Origin of the sequence: Tistrella mobilis, from assembly GCF_039634785.1 — a bacterium.
In the GTDB taxonomy this organism is placed as follows: Bacteria; Pseudomonadota; Alphaproteobacteria; order Tistrellales; family Tistrellaceae; genus Tistrella; species Tistrella mobilis.
Window position 1 is genome coordinate 212,819 of record NZ_JBBIAB010000002.1, and the last position, 17,392, is coordinate 230,210.

General features: G+C 68.4%; 11 protein-coding genes and 1 CRISPR repeat array. Of the genes, 4 read left to right on the forward strand and 7 right to left on the reverse strand.

Annotation, left to right across the window (positions count from 1 at the left end; genetic code table 11):
- The first annotated feature begins 4 nt into the window (after window positions 1-4).
- A complete protein-coding gene (locus tag WI697_RS03870; RefSeq protein ID WP_345957444.1) occupies window positions 5-670 on the forward strand; it encodes a helix-turn-helix transcriptional regulator in 666 nt (221 codons plus the stop codon).
- Between the two features lie 817 nt (window positions 671-1,487).
- Here WI697_RS03870 and WI697_RS03875 read toward each other — a convergent pair.
- From WI697_RS03875 to WI697_RS03905, 7 genes are all read right to left on the reverse strand, one after another.
- Entirely contained in the window at window positions 1,488-2,939 is a 1,452-nt protein-coding gene (locus tag WI697_RS03875) for an NAD-dependent succinate-semialdehyde dehydrogenase (RefSeq protein WP_345957445.1), read from the reverse strand.
- Window positions 2,940-2,987: 48 nt separating this feature from the next.
- The gene (locus WI697_RS03880; protein WP_345957446.1) at window positions 2,988-4,673 is read right to left on the reverse strand and encodes an ABC transporter ATP-binding protein; all 1,686 of its coding nucleotides are present in this window, start codon (window positions 4,671-4,673) and stop codon (window positions 2,988-2,990) included.
- A gap of 8 nt (window positions 4,674-4,681) precedes the next feature.
- Window positions 4,682-5,503, reverse strand: coding sequence for an ABC transporter permease (locus WI697_RS03885; protein WP_372094705.1), 822 nt, complete (start codon window positions 5,501-5,503; stop codon window positions 4,682-4,684).
- Between the two features lie 11 nt (window positions 5,504-5,514).
- The gene (locus WI697_RS03890) at window positions 5,515-6,459 is read right to left on the reverse strand and encodes an ABC transporter permease (protein WP_345957447.1); all 945 of its coding nucleotides are present in this window, start codon (window positions 6,457-6,459) and stop codon (window positions 5,515-5,517) included.
- A gap of 46 nt (window positions 6,460-6,505) precedes the next feature.
- A complete protein-coding gene (locus WI697_RS03895; RefSeq protein WP_345957448.1) occupies window positions 6,506-7,672 on the reverse strand; it encodes a C45 family peptidase in 1,167 nt (388 codons plus the stop codon).
- 58 nt (window positions 7,673-7,730) lie between these two features.
- Window positions 7,731-9,092 carry an aspartate aminotransferase family protein gene (locus WI697_RS03900; protein WP_345957449.1) on the reverse strand — a complete coding sequence of 454 codons (1,362 nt, stop codon included), beginning with the start codon at window positions 9,090-9,092 and terminating at the stop codon, window positions 7,731-7,733.
- A gap of 1,175 nt (window positions 9,093-10,267) precedes the next feature.
- On the reverse strand, window positions 10,268-11,107 hold the full coding sequence (locus WI697_RS03905) for a GntR family transcriptional regulator (protein WP_345957450.1): 840 nt from the start codon (window positions 11,105-11,107) through the stop codon (window positions 10,268-10,270).
- A gap of 165 nt (window positions 11,108-11,272) precedes the next feature.
- On the opposite strand from WI697_RS03905, the gene WI697_RS03910 reads away from it, so the two are divergent.
- The 3 genes from WI697_RS03910 to WI697_RS03920 all read left to right on the forward strand — a co-directional run bounded on the left by WI697_RS03910 (window position 11,273) and on the right by WI697_RS03920 (window position 15,362).
- A complete protein-coding gene (locus WI697_RS03910) occupies window positions 11,273-12,763 on the forward strand; it encodes an amidase (protein ID WP_345957451.1) in 1,491 nt (496 codons plus the stop codon).
- Window positions 12,764-12,777: 14 nt separating this feature from the next.
- On the forward strand, window positions 12,778-13,644 hold the full coding sequence (locus tag WI697_RS03915; RefSeq protein ID WP_345957452.1) for an alpha/beta hydrolase: 867 nt from the start codon (window positions 12,778-12,780) through the stop codon (window positions 13,642-13,644).
- A gap of 134 nt (window positions 13,645-13,778) precedes the next feature.
- A complete protein-coding gene (locus WI697_RS03920) occupies window positions 13,779-15,362 on the forward strand; it encodes an ABC transporter substrate-binding protein (RefSeq protein ID WP_345957453.1) in 1,584 nt (527 codons plus the stop codon).
- A gap of 539 nt (window positions 15,363-15,901) precedes the next feature.
- A CRISPR array of direct repeats spans window positions 15,902-17,163; the repeat unit is 31 nt; unit sequence GTCGCACCCTTGCGGGTGCGTGGATTGAAAC.
- The last annotated feature ends 229 nt before the right edge of the window (window positions 17,164-17,392 follow it).

A 17,392-nucleotide genomic window follows, 5' to 3' on the forward strand; every position in this document is an offset into this window, starting at 1 on the left:
CCCCTTGAGAGACCCTTCCCTGAGACAGGCAACGGGCACGGCCGACCGGCTGCTGACCCTGATCAAGACCGGGGGACCGGAAACCGCTGCGGCGCTGGGCCGTGCGCTGGGCACCACGGGGGAGAATGCCCGCCAGCAGCTGGTCAAGCTGGCGGCCGAGGGGCTGGTGGAGGCGCGGGCGGAGATCCGCGGCGTCGGCCGCCCGGCCCAGATCTGGCACCTCACCGATCGCGGCCAGGCCCGGTTTCCCGACGCCCATGCCGAGTTGACCGTCGCCCTGATCCGCCATGTCCGCGACCTGCTCGGCGAAGAGGCGCTCGACCGGCTGATCACCGCGCGCGAGGCCGAAACCCGCAGGGCTTATGACGCGGCGCTGGCCGGCGCGGCCGATCCGGAGGCCCGCCTCCAGGCGCTCGCCCGCCAGCGCAGCGCCGAAGGCTATATGGCCGAAATCCAGCCCGCCCCCGACGGCGATGGCTGGCTGCTGATCGAAAACCACTGCCCGATCTGCGCCGCCGCCACGGCCTGCCAGGGCTTCTGCCGCGCCGAACTCGCCGTCTTCCGAACGGTGCTGGGCCCCGGCTGCACGGTCACGCGCGAAGACCACATCCCGGCCGGCGGGCGGCGGTGCAGCTATCGGGTGCGGGTGGCGGCGGGCACCACCCGCTGAGCCGCCGGAGCGCGAGCGACCTGGTGGAAATGCTATCTCTCTGATAATATTCTGGAAAATCTTCCCGGAGGCCGCGTTGCATAACTTGTTATGCAGATCAGTGGGAGCCGACGGAAATTGCCCCGTTCACAGGCCGCTTGACAATGGGTTGGAAGGAGGGGAGTTTGAAGGCATGACCAATCGCTCCGGTCATGGAAACTTGCCCACGGTGTCGTTTGTAAAATACCCGACAGTTTGAAGGCATGACCAATCGCTCCGGTCATGGAAACATCTGGCATCAACCTAGCTAAGACCCTCTTGGTTTGAAGGCATGACCAATCGCTCCGGTCATGGAAACCGCGCAACCCGGTCCCCCCGGGTTGTCGGCCGATTTCAGCCCGCTGGCCATCCGCGCGCGGCGCCGTTGATGTCCGGCACTGTCGCCGCCAGTCCCGGCACACCCTCCCCACCGTCATCCCGGCGAAGGCCGGGATCCAGGTTCGTCCCCCCACAAAGAACGCTGAACGCCCTGGTCCGGTGGTGATGGCCGACATGGTGGTCCGCACGCCCGGTCGCCTGTCCATTCCCGTGGAAGCCTACCTGGATCCCGGCCTTCGCCGGGATGACGGTAGAGGGGGTGTGCAGTGGGTGGCGAGGTTCGGATCGGACATAAAGGCCAGGCTTTTGGGGGTGGTTTTGCGGGGGCATCCCGGGTCGCGGGGGTGTGTGAGCCGCGGCCGGCAATGGACGGCCCGGTGGAGCCATTATCCTGTACACTCTCCCCACGGCTATGCCGCTCCGACGCCCGCCCGCCTTCGCCCGATGCGGCCCACCCCGCTCAGAACACCGTGTTCTCGGCCGTGAACTTGGTCACCAGCCAGCCCTCCATCGCCTCGCTGCCGCCTTCCGAGCCGTGGCCGGAGGATTTGATGCCGCCGAAGGGGACTTCCGGGAAGCCGAGCGGGGCCTGGTTGATCGAGACCATGCCGCTTTCAAGATCGGCCGAGACCGCCGCGGCCGTGCGGGCGCTGCCGGTATAAGCATAGGCGGCGAGGCCCCAGGGCAGGCGGTTGGCTTCGGTGATGACCGCGTCGTAATCGCGGAAGGTGGTGATGGGGGCGATCGGGCCGAAGGGTTCCTCGTTCATGATCCGGGCAGTGAGGGGCACGCCGGTCAACACGGTCGGCTGGAAGAAACAGCCCTGATTGCCGATGCGGGCGCCGCCGGTGCGGAGGTCCGCGCCCGCGGCCTGAGCATCGGCCACCAGCGCCTCCATGGCCTCCACCCGGCGCATATTGGCCAGCGGACCCATGCCCACGCCGTCATCCAGGCCGTTGCCGACCCGGATCGCGGCGGCGGCGCGGGTGAAGGCGGCGGTGAAGGGCTCTGCGATGTCTTCATGGACCAGGAAACGGGTGGGCGAGATGCAGACCTGGCCGGCATTGCGGAATTTCTGCGCCGCCAGCGCCGCCGCGGCCTTCGCCGGATCGGCATCGGCGAAGACGATCGCCGGGGCATGGCCGCCCAGCTCCATGGTGGCGCGCTTCATGTGACGCCCGGCCAGCGCCGCCAGCTCCTGCCCCACGGCGGTGGAGCCGGTGAACGAGATCTTGGCGATCACCGGATGGGGGATCAGATAAGCCGAAATCTCGGCCGGCACGCCGAAGACCAGGTTGACCACCCCCGCCGGCACCCCGGCATCGGCGAAGGCGGCGATCAGCGCGGCGCAGCTGGCCGGGGTTTCTTCCGGCCCCTTGACGATGATCGTGCAGCCGGCGGCAAGGGCGGCCGCCACCTTGCGCACCACCTGGTTGATCGGGAAATTCCAGGGCGTGAAGGCCGCGGCCGGGCCGACCGGTTCGCGGGTGACGATCTGGACATGGCCGGGGGCGCGCGACGGGATCACCCGGCCATAGGTGCGGCGCGCCTCTTCGGCGAACCAGTCGATGGTGTCGGCCGATCCCATCGCCTCGGCGCGGGCTTCGGCCAGCGGCTTGCCCTGTTCCAGGGTGAGGATGGGGGCGATGGCGGCCGCGCGCTCGCGCATCAGTTCGGCGGCCCTGCGCATCAGCTTCGCCCGGTCGAAGGCCGGGACCCGTCGCCAGCTGCGGAAGGCGCGGTCGGCGGCCGCAAGCGCCCGGTCGAGATCGGCGGTCGAGGCATGGGCGACCCGGCCGATGGCGGTGCCGGTGGCCGGGTTCAGAACCGCCTCGTCGCGGCCGGTGCTGCCGGCGGTCCAGCTGCCGTCGATGAACAGACGGGTGTCGGGGTAGGAGAGGGCGGCGGACATGGGGGGACGTCCTCGGTCTATGAAAGCGGGGGCTTTGGTTGCGAAAGATCAGGCGCTGGCCTGGTGGTTGCCGTCAGGTGCGGTCTCTTCATGGCGCCAGCGCAGCCGCACCCCGCCCGAGGGCGTGGGGTCGAGGGTCGGGATCGCCTGGAGCAGGCGCCGGGTATAGGAGTCGGCCGGGGCGTCGAAGATCCGGTCGCGCGGGCCTTCTTCGACGATCCGGCCCTGGTTCATCACCACCACCCGGTTGGCCAGCTGTTCGACCACCGCCAGATCATGGCTGATGAACAGGCAGGCGAAGCCGTGGCGGCGTTGCAGATCGGCGAAGAGGTCGAGGATCTGGGCGCGCACGGTGGTATCCAGCGCCGAGACCGGTTCATCGGCGATCACCAGCCGCGGCCGGCGGACGACGGCACGGGCGATCGCGATGCGCTGGCGCTGGCCGCCCGAGAGTTCATGGGGGTAACGGGCGGCATGGGTGTCGTCGAGCCCCACCTCGGCCAGAACCTCCAGCACCCGGGCGCGGATGGCGGCCCGGTCCAGCCCCGATCCGCGGAGCGCCTCGCCGATCGCCTGGGCGACGGTCATCCGCGGGTCGAGCGAGGAATAGGGGTCCTGAAACACCATCTGGCAGTTGCGGCGATAGTCGGTCCAGGCCGGGCCCGAGCGATCGGTCACCGGCTCGCCGTCGAAGATCAGCCGGCCGCCGCCGGGCTTCTGCAGGCTGGCCAGCACACGGCCGAGCGTGGTCTTGCCCGAACCCGAGCCGCCGACCACCGCCACCACCTCGCGCGGGCGGATGGCGAGATCGATGCCGTGGAGCGCGCGCTTCTGCGCGCCGCGCCGGAAGAACCCGCCGCGGCCGCCGAAATCGACCGTCAGCCCCTGCACCTCCACCAGCGGCGGGGCGTCTGCCGCCACTTCGGGCACCGGGCGGCGGCGGGGCATGGCGCCGAGCAGTTTGCGGGTATAGGGATGGGCGGGGGCGCGCAGGATCTGGTCGGTCGGCCCCTGCTCGACGATCTCGCCCCTGCACATCACGATGACGCGGTGGGAATAGCGCGCGACCATGGCGAGGTCGTGGCTGATCATCAGCACGGCGGTGTTGTTTTCGGCGGTCAGCGCCACCATCAACTCCAGCACGTCGCGCTGCACCACGGCATCCAGCGCGGTGGTCGGCTCGTCGGCGACCAGCAGGGCCGGTTTGGGCAGCATCACCGAGGCGAGCATGATCCGCTGGCGCATGCCGCCCGAGAATTCATGCGGCCAGGCCTTCAGCACCCGTTCGGGATCGCTCAACCCCACCCGGGTCAGCATGGCGAGGATGGCGGCGCGGCGGCCTTGGGCATCGAGGCCGGTGTGCAGCGCCAGCGCCTCTTCCAGCTGGCGGCCGATGGTGAGCGAGGGGTTGAGCGAGGTCATCGGCTCCTGAAAGACCATGCCGATCCGCCCGCCGCGAAGCGCCCGCAGCTCGCGCGCCGTCATGTCGTCCAGCGCCCGGCCGTCGATGCGGATGCGGCCGCCGCGGCGGCGGATGGCGGGCGGCGTCAGCCCCAGCACGGCGCGGGCGGCGAGCGTCTTGCCGCTGCCGCTTTCGCCGACCACGGCGACGATTTCACCCGCCCGGACCTGAAACCCCACCCGGTCGACCACCAGCCGGCCGGTCTCGCCGATGCCGAGCGACAGCTCCGAGACGTCGAGCAGCGGCGTGGCGGCGGTATCGCACCCGGTCATGCGCCCCGTCATGCAATATTCCTCATCCGCGGGTCCAGGCGGTCGCGCAGGGCGTCGCCGAGCAGGTTGATGCCGAGCAGGGTCAACGAGATGCAAAGCCCCGGGAAGATGCCGAGCCAGGGGGCCTGGCCCATGAAGGCGCGCCCGCCTGAGAGCATGTTGCCCCAGCTGGGCGCGGGCGGCGGCGCGCCGAGGCCCAGGAACGAGAGCGCGCTTTCCGAAAGCAGCACCCAGCCGAACATCGAGGTCGCGAGCACCGTCAGCGGCGCCACGCAATTGGGCAGGATGTGGCGGGCCATGGTATAGGCCTGGCCATGGCCCATCACGCGCGAGGCTTCGATGAAGGCGTTTTCGCGCAGCGACAGCACCGTGCCGCGCATCACCCGGGCGACCGAGGGCGTGTAGGCAAGGCCCAGCGCCAGCACGATGCCGCCGGGGCTGGCCCCCAGCACCACCAGCAGGCCGAGCGCCAGCAGAATGCCGGGGAAGGCGAGCAGGGCATCGTTGAAGGTCATCACGATCCGGTCGGTCCAGCCGCGGAAATAGCCGGCCAGAATGCCGATGATGCTGCCCGCGATCACCGCGAAGACCACGGTGGTGAGCGCAATGGTCATGCTGGAGGAGGCGCCGGCCATCAGCCGGCTGAGCACGTCGCGGCCGAATTCGTCGGTGCCGAGCAGATGGGCGCCGCCCGGGGCGGCAAGGCGGGCGCGCAGGTTCAGCGCCAGCGGATCCTGGGGCGTCCAGACCGTGGCGAGCATGGCCACCAGGATCATGACACCGACCAGCACCGCGCCTGAAAGGCCGCGCAGGGACCTGAAGATCATCATCCGGGTCTCCCTCACGTCAGGGTCACGCGCGGATCGAAGACCGGATAGCAGAGGTCGACGATCAGGTTGACGATCACATAGGCGCCGGCGATGAACAGCAGGCAGCCCTGAATGACCGGGTAGTCGCGGGCGAAGATGCCGTCGACCAGCAGCCGGCCGAGACCGGGGATGGTGAACACCGTCTCCACCACCGCAATGCCACCGAGAAGATTGCCCAGGATCAGGCCGATCAGCGTCCAGGTGGGGGCGAAGGCGTTGCGGAAGGCATGGCGCCACAGCACCACCGGTTCCGACAGCCCCTTGGCGCGGGCATGGGTGATGTAGTCCAGCCGCTGCACCTCCAGCATGCTGGCGCGGGCCATGCGGATGATCACCCCGGTTTCGTGCAGGAACAGGGTCAGCACCGGCAAGGTGAGGTAGAGCAGCCCGGCCTGGAAATCCTCGGCCAGCGACACATAGCCGATCACCGGCAGCCAGCCGAGTTCCAGCCCGAAGAGCAGCAGCAGCAGCAGGCCCAGCCAGAAGGTCGGGATCGACAGCAGCAGGGTCGCCACCGCGATGAAACCGAGGTCGAGCGCACTGTCCTGGCGCCAGGCGGCGATCATGCCCGCCGGCACGGCGGCGAGGGTGGCCAGCGCCACCGCGATCGCCACGATGGTGGCGCTGATCCCGAACCGGTCCAGGATCAGCGGCAGAACTGGCAGATCGGTGGTGATGGAGCGGCCGAAATCGCCGGTCAGGATCTGGCCCAGCCAGAGCACGAACTGCACCGGCAGCGGCTTGTCGAGGCCGAGTTCGCGGTGCAGGGCGGCGACCGTTTCAGGCGTCGCCATGTCGCCCAGCATCAGCGAGGCCGGATCGCCCGGGATCAGCCGGATCAGGAAAAACACCGCCGCCGCCACGATCAGCAGCGTGGGCACGCCCATGGCGATGCGTGAAAGGATGAAGCGTCCCATGGCCAGCCTCCTGCCCTGAAGATCCCGCTTGAAAAGGGGGCGCGGCTCAGGCGGCCGCCGCCACCGGGTCGCCGGTCAGGGTGTAGCGGGTGAAACCCTGCTGCAGCGCCGGCAGGGGGGCCACTTCCATCACGCCGGCCGCCGGGTCCATCACCACCATGGCGACGGTGGCCGACAGATTGCCGGCCTGGTTGGGCCGGGGCGGGCGGCAGACGGCGTAAGGGGTGCCGAAATTGTCGAAGAAGGCGCGCTTCATGTCGTCGATGCCGATCTTCGGCCCGGCCTCTTCAAGCAGCCGCTTCACCCGCCAGTCGCGATACAGGCTGTCGGGCATGTTGGCGATGCCGGTGTCGCGCAGCTTGGTGCGGGCGATCGGGCTGATCCAGTGATTGGCGTGGACGATGATCTCGTTTTCGGGCAGCACGGCGAAAGCCTCGTCGGGCGCGCATTCGAAATCGACCGCAAAGCCCTGGGCGGTGCTGATCATGATGTTGTTGGAACAGGATTTGGGCGTGGTCGCCACCGCCCGGATCGCCTCGGCGAAATGGCTCTGTTCCAGCACCTTGCGGCGGATCAGCGACAGCGGCACGCCGGCGGTGCGGAAATCGCGCTCGCATTCCAGATAATTGGCGGTGATCGCGATGCCGGCCGCATTCAGCCCCGATCGGGCGAGCCCGCCGGCCTCGACGAAGGTCAGCAGATCCGGGCCGTCGGTGCGGCGCACGCGCAGCACCACGCCGGTTTCGGCGCATTCCGACCGCCAGTCCCAGTTCTGGCCATGGATCAGCCGGCCGGTCCGGCTGCGCCCGGGCAGGATGATCGCCCCGGTGCAGCCGTCTTCGGGTTCGGACGGCGCGTCGACGGCGGCGGGCGGCGCCGCCGCCAGCCGGCGGGCCTGCGCCACCACTTCGGTGCGGGCATTGATCATCACCACGTCTTCGAACGCGGTGCCCGAGCCTTCTGCGATGCCGCGGATCTCTTCCAGGTAATGGGCGCCGAAGGCCTGGATGCGGCCGGCGAAATCGGCGATCAGCCGGCGGCGGAAATCGGCATCGGCCCCCAGCCCGTCCAGCGCCCGGCCATAGATCTCGGCACTCCGCGCGATCCGGTCGGGCACGGCCGCGCCATAGGCGCAGCCGCGGTCATAGGGTGTGCCCTCGACGGACACGAAGGGGAAGGGTTGGATGGGGGCGTGCGGGGTGGCGGTTGTCATCGGGCGCTGGTCTCGTCTGGCAGAACGAAGAGAGGGGGGAGGGGCGGGCGCGGTGGCGTTACGCCACCTTCCCCAGCGCCGTGCGGATGGTATCGACCACCTGGCCCATCTGATCGGGGGTGATGATCAGCGGCGGCGACAGCACCAGATTGTCGCCCGCCACCCGGACCAGAACGCCGTCGTTGAAGCAGCGGTTGACGGTCTCAGCCGCACGCGCGCCCGGGGCGCCGTCGCGGCTCTCCAGCTCGATCGCCGCCAGCAGGCCGATATTGCGGATGTCGCGCAGATGGGGCGCACCCTTCAGCTGGTGGACGGCTTCCTCCCAGGCGGCGCAGATCTCCGGTCCCCGGTCGAACAGCCCTTCCTGCTCGTAGGTCTCGATGGTGGCGATGCCGGCGGCGCAGGCCAGCGGATGGCCGGAATAGGTGTAGCCGTGCATCAGTTCCACGGCCGCTTCGGGCCCGGTCATGAAGGCGTCGTAGACGGCGGTGGAGGCGATCACCCCGCCCATCGGCACGGCGCCGTTGGTCATGCCCTTGGCGCAGGTGATCATGTCGGGGGTAACGCCCAGCGCAGTGGAGGCGAAGGGCGCGCCCAGCCGGCCGAAGCCGGTGATCACCTCGTCGAAGATCAGCAGAATGCCGTGGCGGGTGCAGATCTCGCGCAGCCGCTCCAGATAGCCGACCGGCGGCGGCAGCACCCCGCCCGATCCGGTCACCGGCTCCACGATCACGGCGGCGATGGTCGAGGCGTCGTGGATCTGGACGATGTTTTCAAGCTCGTCGGCCAGATGCGCGCCCCAGGCCGGCTGCCCGCGCGAAAAGGCGTTGTGCGCCAGATCATGGGTATGGGGCAGGTGGTCGACATCGCCCAGAAGCGGCCCGAAATCGCGGCGATGGCGCGGGATGCCGGCAACCGACAGCCCGCCGAAGCCCATGCCGTGATAGGCCTTGGCCCGGCCGATCAGCTTCACCCGGTTCGCATCGCCCCGGACCTTGTGATAGGCCCGCGCGATCTTGAGCGCGGTATCGACCGCTTCCGATCCCGAATTGGTGAAGAACACCCGGTCGAGCCCGGCGGGGGCGAGGTTCGCGATCCGCTCGGCCAGCACGAAAGCGGCCGGATGGCTCATCTGAAAGGACGAGACATAATCCATCCGCGCCGCCTGGTCCTGGATCGCCCGCACGATCCGCGGCTGATTATGGCCGGCATTCACGCACCAGAGGCCCGCCATGGCATCCAGAACCTGCCGGCCGTCGGCGGTGGTGTAGTACATGCCGTCGGCCGCGACGAACAGGCGCGGATCGGCCTTGAACGCCCGGTTGGCCGAAAACGGCATCCAATAGGGGGCAAGGTCTTTGGGCGCAAACCGGGCATCGGGCGCGCCGGCCAGATCGAGGGCAGGGGACTGGACGGTCATGCCGCATCACTCCGCATCGGTGGGGATGACGGAACTATGATGCTACAAAAAACAAAATGCAAGAGGTGGTGTTGGGGGCGGACGGGGGGCCGTATGCCGTCGTCCGTTCATGTCGGGCGCCGGCTCTGCCGGGTTGGTCGTGCCCCCGCCGCCATCGCCCGCCTATGTCAGGCGCCGGCCCTCGCCGGGTTCGCCCCGCCCTCACCACCATCGCCCGTCCATGTCAGGGGCCGGCCCTGCCGGGTTCGCCCCGCCCACGCCGCCATCACCCGCCCATGTGAGGCGCCGGCCCTGCCGGGTTCGCCCTGCCCCCACCACCATCGCCCACCCATGTCAGGCGCCGGCCCTGCCGGGTTCGTCCTGCCCCCACCACCGTCACCCGTCCATGTCAGGCGCCGGCCCTCGCCGGGGTCGCCCCACCCCCACCACCTTCGCCCACCCATGTGAGGCGCCGGCCCTCGCCGGGTTCGCCCCGCCCCCACCACCGTCATCCCCGCGGAGGCGGGGATCCACCTTCGCGGTGGTCGGGGGCGGGTCCGGCGGTGCCTGGGCGTTCGATGTTCTTTGGCCGGAGGGCAAGGTGGATCCCCGCCTTCGCGGGGATGACAGTGTAGAGGCGGGGATGACGGTAGAGACGGGGATGACGGTGGAGACGGGGATGACGGTGGAGACGGGGATGACGGTAGAGAGGGTGTGCGGAGGTCGGCCGAGGGGGAGGCCGGACAGGGGCGCCGGGTGTGCTGCGGCGTGCGGGGTGGAGTGGCGTTCAGGTGGACCCATGGTGCCGCTGAGCGCTGCTCATGTCGGGGGCTGTCCCTGCCATGTCTGGCCCCACCCCGCCGCCGTCACCCGCCCATGTCAGGCGCCGGCCCCGCCGGGGTCGCCCCGCCCCCACCACCGTCATCCCCGCGGAGGCGGGGATCCACCTTCGCGGTGGTCGGGGGCGGGTCCGGCGGTGCCTGGGCGTTCGATGTTCTTTGGCCGGAGAGCAAGGTGGATCCCCGCCTTCGCGGGGATGACAGTGTAAGTGTAGAGACGGGGACGACGGTAGAGGCGGGGATGACGGTAGAGGCGGGGATGACGGTAGAGAGGGTGTGCAAAGGTCGGCCGAGGGGAGGCCGGACAGGGGCGCCGTATGCCGTCGTTCGGCGATGAACGGTGTCGGGCCCGTGCGGTCAGTCCAGCGGGGTCGGTCGGGTCAGGCCGGCGGCCTGTTCCAGGTGGCGGCGGATCAGGGCGGCGGCGATTTCGCGCTGGTCCAGTTCCAGGCGGTCCAGGATCTCCAGATGTTCGCGGCACGAGACCTTGACCCGCTCCAGCCCGTAGACCCAGTCGTAGTTGGAAAAGCGGCGGATGCGGCTCTGCTGGCGCAGCGCGTTCAGGATGAAGCGGTTGCCCGAGGCCATGGCCAGGCCTTCATGGAAGGCGGCGTTCATTTCAAAGAGCGTGATCGACGAGGTCTCGCCCCAGGGGGCCGCCATGAAGGCCTGGTGGCGGCGGCGCATGTCTTCCACCCAGGCGGGATCGAGATGGAAGTTCTGCGCCATCACGCTGGCGGGTTCGATCAGCAGGCGGAATTCATAGCTTTCCCGCCGGGCGGCATCGTCCAGCACCGGCAGAAAGGCCCAGCCATGGCCGGGCTTGCGCTCGGCCATGCCGATTTCCGACAGCTGGGCCAGAACCCTGAGCAGCAGCGGCCGGCTGACCCCGTAGCGGCGCATCAGATCGGCTTCCGACACCTCGGCCGGCAGGCGGTTGCGCTGGCGGTCGCCGGCCAGGCGGATGCAGATCTGGTCCACCTCTCCCGGCGGATGCGGGGCTTCCATCGCCGGCGCCCGTGGCACCGCCCGCAGGCTGTAGCCGCGCCGGGGCTGGTGGTCCAGCACGCCCTGGCGGGCCAGTTCCTCCATCACCGCCCGGACCGGCGTGCGCGAGACCTGAAGATGCTGGGCAAGGGCAAGCTCGGTCACCCGGTCGCCGGGGGCGAGGCCGTTGCTGCGCAGATAATCCAGCACCCGCGGCAGCAGATCGCGTTGCAGACGGCTTGGCCCCTCTGAATCGACAACTGGCTCTTGCGTTCCGTTTTCTTGTCTCATAGCATCTCAAAATACAAACGAGGACACAAAGCGGGGCCGGGCAGACCGCGCCCCCCACCCCTCTCGAAGAAGGCCGGAGACATCATGTCCGACGGGACTGCCGCCAGCTTTGCCGAAGGATCGGCACCGGATCAAGCATCCTCGACGCCGCTCCACATGCTCGACGCCGGGGCCCAGGCCCGGCTGGTGCGCGAGGGCGGGGTCACGGCGACCCGTCTGGTCGAGGCGTCGCTGGCCCGGATCGATGCGGTGAACCCCGCCGTCAACGCCATCGTCCGGCGGATGGACGACGAGGCGCTGGCGGCCGCGGCCGCGGCCGACCGGGCGGTGGCCGAGGGCCGGCCGCTGGGGCCGCTGCATGGCGTGCCGGTCACGATCAAGATCAACATCGACCAGCAGGGCCACCCCACCGACAACGGCACCGCGGTCTACCGCGACCTGATTGCGCCCGCCGACAACCCGGTGGTTGCGAACCTGAAGCGGGCCGGCGCGATCGTGGTGGGGCGGACCAATGCGCCGGTCTATTCGATGCGCTGGTTCACCGACAACACGCTGCATGGCCCCACCTACAACCCTTGGCATCGTGATTTGACGGTAGGCGGTTCTTCCGGTGGTGCGGCGGCCTCGGTCGCGACCGGGATGGTGGCGATCGCCCATGGCAACGACATCGGCGGATCGGTGCGGTTTCCGGCGATGTGCAACGGGCTGGTGGGCCTGCGCCCCTCTTATGGCCGGGTGCCGTCGTTCAATGCCACGGCCAAGGGGGGAGGTTCGGTCGCGGCCCAGCTGATGGCCGTGCAGGGGCCGCTGGCCCGCACCGTGCGCGACACGGAAACCGCCTTCCGGGCGATGGCCGTGCCGCATGTCGACGATCCCCGCACCAGACCCATGGTGGGGGATCATCCGGCTGGGCCGCGGCGGGCGGCCGTGGTCTCCACCGCGGGCTGGCCGGATTGTCATCCGGCCGTGCGGGACGCGGTGGACCGGGCGGCCACGGCCCTCGCCGCTGCCGGCTGGGCGGTGGAGGAGGTGGTGCCGCCCGCGCTCGACGAGATCCACGACATGTGGGCCGAGATCTGCATTCCCGACATCATGACCCTGCTGGCGCCCGCGATCGCGGCTGCGGGCGACGAGAATATCCGCGTCGCGGTCGACTATTGGCAGCGGGCCTGGCCGCGGGAGCTGACCCAGGGCGATGCGCTGGCCGCGGTCGCCCGGCGCCATGGCATGCTGCGGCTGTGGCAGCGGTTTTTCGAGACCTGGCCGGTGCTGGTGATGCCGGTGTCGCTGGAGCCGGCCTTTCACCGCCTGGCCGATATCCGCTCGCCGGAAGAGGCGCGGCGGATCATGCGGGCGCAGGGGCCGTTGATGGTGATTTCGGTGCTGGGCCTGCCCGGGCTGTCGGTGCCGACCGGGCTTGCCGGTTTCAACGTCGAGGGCCATGACGTCACCATGCCCACCGGCGTGCAGCTGGTGGCGGCGCCCGAACGCGAGGATCTGTGCTTCGCGGCCGGCCGTGACATCGAGGCGGCCATGCCCCGGCTGGGGGTCGTGGACCCCCGGCCCGGCTTTTGACGGAGGCATTCCCCATGCGCAGCACCCCCGGCCATGGCGAGATCCTGAGCTATTACGATTTCGGCCGCACCACCGTGCAGGTCTGCGCCGCCGATCCGCGGTTTTCGTATTGCGCCTATGTGCCGGAAAGCTATGACGAGGCGGGCGACCGGCGCTATCGCCTGCTGGTGGTGGTGCACGGCACCATGCGCGACAACGCCGCCTGCCGCGATGCCTTCGTCGATCTGGCGGAGGCGCAGCAGCTGATCGTGCTGGCGCCGCTGTTTCCGGCCGGCATCACCGCCCCGCGGGAGCTTTCGAGCTATAAGCGGCTGCGCGGCCCCGGAGACACCGGTCCCGCCTACGACCTGATCCTGTTGCAGATGATCCGCGAGATGCAGGCGCTCTACCGGATCGATGCCGAACGCTTCGCCCTGTTCGGCTTTTCGGGCGGCGGGCATTTCGCCCATCGCTTCCTCTATGCCCATCCCGAGCGGCTGGCGGCGGTGTCGATCGGCGCGCCCGGCATCGTGACCCTGCTGGACGATCAGGCCGACTGGCCGGCCGGGGTGCGCGATATCGACACAGTCTTCGGCAGGCCGATCGACCTGGCGGCCATGCGCCGCGTTGCCGTGCAGATGGTGGTGGGCGCGGAAGATACAGCCACATGGGAGATCGCGATCACGCGCGACAACCCCTGGTGGCAGCCTGCCTTCGAGAGCCACGGTGCCACCCGCATCGAGCGGCTGGCGGCCCTGAAGGCGAGTTTCGAGAGCTGCGGCATCCCGGTCACCCACGACCTGGTGCCCGGGACGGCCCACAGGCAGGAGCCCCTGCTGCCGGTGGTGAAGCGGTTCCTGTCGGAGCGGTTCGCGCAGGGAGAGCGCGAACCCGGATCCTGACAGGGAATACGGGAGCAGAAGACGGCCGCAGGCGACCGGCAAAGAGTCGCATCGGCCATGAGAGCAGAGGCCCGCTCGACGAGGCCCAAGATGCTCGTCAGACAAAAAAGCCGATCTGATAGGGAACTAAGGTCATGAGATCATTCGCCCTGAAGGGGCTTCGCGGCGGTGCGCTCGCCGGGTCGGCCGCGCTCGCCGCCCTGCTGGCCGCGGCGCCGGCGGGGGCTGCGGACGGCCCGAAGCGCGGCGGCACGCTGGTGGTGTCGATGAACGCCGATGCCCGCAGCCTGGAGCCGGGCATCAACCGCGACTCCAATTCCGACGCGGTGGTGAACAACCTGTTCGAAGGGCTGGTCGGCTATCGCACCGATCTGACCGTCGGCCCGGCGCTGGCCCAGGGCTGGACGATTTCCGAGGATGGCCGCAGCTATACCTTCACGCTGCGCGACGGCGTCACCTTCCACAATGGCGACCCGCTGACCTCCGCGGCGGTGAAATGGAACTGGGACCGCAAATCCGGCCAGGAGGGCTGGCTCTGCGCCCGCTTCTTCAACGGCCAGGCCGGCGGGCTGAAGGTGGAGGCGGTGGAGGCCCCGGACCCGAAGACCGTGGTTTTCCGCCTGGCGGAACCGTCTGGCCTGTTCCTCACCCAGCTGGCCAATATCCAGTGCGGCATGCTGGTGGCGAGCCCGAAGAGCGTCGGCGCCGATGGCAGCTGGACGCCGATCGGCACCGGCCCGTTCAAATTCGGCAGCTGGAAGCATGGCGACCAGATGGTTCTGGAGCGCTATGACGGCTATGTTCCGTCATCCGAACCGGGCAGCGGCTATGCCGGGGCGCGGCAGGTGTATGTGGATGCGCTGCGCTATCAGATCATCCCCGATGCCGATGCGGCGGCCGCCGCCCTCAAGACCGGGGCGATCGACATCATCCCCCAGCTCGACACCATCAAGATCGACGAGCTGAAGGCGGCGGGCATGAAGGTGATGGCGGCGCCCGGCCTCAGCTGGTCGGCCCTGCTGATCCAGACCGAGGATCCGCTGCTCTCCAACCCCAAACTGCGCCGCGCGCTGGCCCAGGCCATCGACATCGCCCAGATCACCGAGGTGCGGACCAACGGCCTGGCCAAGCCCAACCCCTCGGGCGTGGCCGAGAGCATGCGCGCCTTTTCGGCCGATTTCCTCGACTGGCCGAAATACGACCCGGCGGCGGCCGCGACGCTGGCGAAAGAGGCGGGTTACAAGGGTGAGCCGATCAGGCTGCAGACCAACCGGCGCTATGTCGGCATGTACGACAATGCGGTGATGATCCAGGCGATGCTGTCCGCCGCCGGCTTCAACGTGCAGCTGGAGGTTCTGGACTGGGCGGCCCAGCTGGACAATTACGTCAACGGCCGCTTTCAGCTGTCGTCGTTCAGCTATTCCGCCCGCTTCGACCCGGGGCTGATGTATGCCGCCCTGATCGCCGACAAGGCGACGGCAAAATGGGCGCAATGGGGCGACCCGGAAGCCCGCAAGCTGCTGGCCGAGAGCGGCACATTGACCGACCAGACCGCCCGCGCCGCCATCTTCCGCCGCCTGCACGCGAAGATGAAGGAAGAGGTGCCGATCATCGGCCTCTATTATTCCCCCACCATCGAGGGCGTGAACCCGGCCCTGCACGACTACAAACCCTGGGCGGCGGCGATCCCGCTGGCCTGGGGGGTGTGGAAGGGATGACGGGGGTGAATTCGGGACCGAGATGAGATGGCAGACGCCGCCCTGGGGGACCGGGGCGGTGTTTTCCTTTTGGCGGCTGCGCACATCATCGAACGTGTCAGGTTATGGTCTGATACTCGTGCCCTGGCGTGCGGCCGGCACTCGTGTCAGGTGTCTGCACTGACAAACCTCTGTACGATATTCATACCGTCATCCCCGCGAAATTTATATCGTCATCCCCGCATCTATACCGTCATCCCCGCGAAGGCGGGGATCCACCTTTCTTTCCGCGTGAAGATTGCCTGACCTCGAACAGAAACGCCGGGGCGTCTCTATAGGATCTTCCCGCCGCCCGTACCGCCTGAGAACCTGCGCCGTCTCATCCGCGAACCCCAAGCTCCCGTAAAAATCCCGGGAGGTTCGCGGACAAAATTATCCCCATTTTCCAGGCAGTTGAATTGTACATTTTATGCATGTTCATGCCAATGCATGGCCTCCAACGGGGGTTCGCGCGGACCGCCTTTTTCCGGCGTCCGATTCAGGGTATTAAGAGGGGGTGGGTCGCACCCTTGCGGGTGCGTGGATTGAAACCGCGTCGAACAGTCTGTCATCCGTGACAAACTGGGTCGCACCCTTGCGGGTGCGTGGATTGAAACGGCGCCGTCGACCCGGGCCGTCAGCCCGTCGATGTCGCACCCTTGCGGGTGCGTGGATTGAAACAAGCATCTCTTCGGCAAGGAGCGCGTAGGCGCGCCCAGTCGCACCCTTGCGGGTGCGTGGATTGAAACAAGGGCGTCGGCCCCACCAAGTCGGTCGTAATCCGTCGCACCCTTGCGGGTGCGTGGATTGAAACAAGCCCGCGAGGCCCCATGTAAGCGATAGCCACGGTCGCACCCTTGCGGGTGCGTGGATTGAAACGACGATGTGGAGCTTGAAGTCCGTGAAGGATTCGGTCGCACCCTTGCGGGTGCGTGGATTGAAACATTGCTTTGCCCGGCGACCACGACGATAAGATAAGTCGCACCCTTGCGGGTGCGTGGATTGAAACTCGTGTTCCAGTTGCCGCCGCCGCGCAGGCCAACGTCGCACCCTTGCGGGTGCGTGGATTGAAACCAGCAGGTCGGTCTTGCCGCTGAGGCGCTTGCTGTCGCACCCTTGCGGGTGCGTGGATTGAAACCACGACGACATGAGCCGGTGGTGGAAGCAGACCTGTCGCACCCTTGCGGGTGCGTGGATTGAAACGCGGCGGCGACCAGAAGGGCCGGTTTGTCGCGGTCGCACCCTTGCGGGTGCGTGGATTGAAACTGGATCAGCTTGAAAAGGTCGGTGCGCCATCGCGGTCGCACCCTTGCGGGTGCGTGGATTGAAACTCCACGCCGTCATGCTGCGTGATGAGCCGGGCGGTCGCACCCTTGCGGGTGCGTGGATTGAAACCAGATCGTGTAGGCACGGGCGCCGGTAGTGGGATAGTCGCACCCTTGCGGGTGCGTGGATTGAAACTGAGCATCTTGCTCCCCTTGGTTTATGGGTGCCGTCGCACCCTTGCGGGCGCGTGGATTGAAACTCGTGTGCCTCGCCATTCTGGGTCTGGGAGGCGCGTCGCACCCTTGCGGGTGCGTGGATTGAAACGCGTTCAACTCGCGGCGATCTGCCCCGCTAAGTTGTCGCACCCTTGCGGGTGCGTGGATTGAAACTGGCCGCGGCTGATGGGTCGCTGGGCGAGCAGTGTCGCACCCTTGCGGGTGCGTGGATTGAAACATATGTCGCGCCATCCCGAAGTGGGGCGGTCTCGTCGCACCCTTGCGGGTGCGTGGATTGAAACCGCACCCCCGGCAACGGGGGTGCCTTCGCTTCTCTCGCCCCGTCGTCTGATGCACAATCAAGCCCAACTCATTGTTCCTGAAAGAAAATGCCGTCATCCCGGCGAAGGCCGGGATCCAGGTTCGTCCCCCCACAAAGAACGCTGAACGCCCTGGTCCGGCGGTGATGGCCGACATGGTGGTCCGCACGCCCGGTCGCCTGTCCATTCCCGTGGAAGCCTACCTGGATCC

Bases quoted from the DNA above. Each gene is read 5' to 3' on its own strand.
- WI697_RS03875 (WP_345957445.1), bottom strand. From the start codon at position 2,939: ATGTCCGCCGCCCTCTCCTACCCCGACACCCGTCTGTTCATCGACGGC.
- WI697_RS03880 (WP_345957446.1), bottom strand. From the start codon at position 4,673: ATGACCGGGTGCGATACCGCCGCCACGCCGCTGCTCGACGTCTCGGAG.
- WI697_RS03885 (WP_372094705.1), bottom strand. From the start codon at position 5,503: ATGATGATCTTCAGGTCCCTGCGCGGCCTTTCAGGCGCGGTGCTGGTC.
- WI697_RS03890 (WP_345957447.1), bottom strand. From the start codon at position 6,459: ATGGGACGCTTCATCCTTTCACGCATCGCCATGGGCGTGCCCACGCTG.
- WI697_RS03895 (WP_345957448.1), bottom strand. From the start codon at position 7,672: ATGACAACCGCCACCCCGCACGCCCCCATCCAACCCTTCCCCTTCGTG.
- WI697_RS03900 (WP_345957449.1), bottom strand. From the start codon at position 9,092: ATGACCGTCCAGTCCCCTGCCCTCGATCTGGCCGGCGCGCCCGATGCC.
- WI697_RS03910 (WP_345957451.1), top strand. From the start codon at position 11,273: ATGTCCGACGGGACTGCCGCCAGCTTTGCCGAAGGATCGGCACCGGAT.
- WI697_RS03915 (WP_345957452.1), top strand. From the start codon at position 12,778: ATGCGCAGCACCCCCGGCCATGGCGAGATCCTGAGCTATTACGATTTC.
- WI697_RS03920 (WP_345957453.1), top strand. From the start codon at position 13,779: ATGAGATCATTCGCCCTGAAGGGGCTTCGCGGCGGTGCGCTCGCCGGG.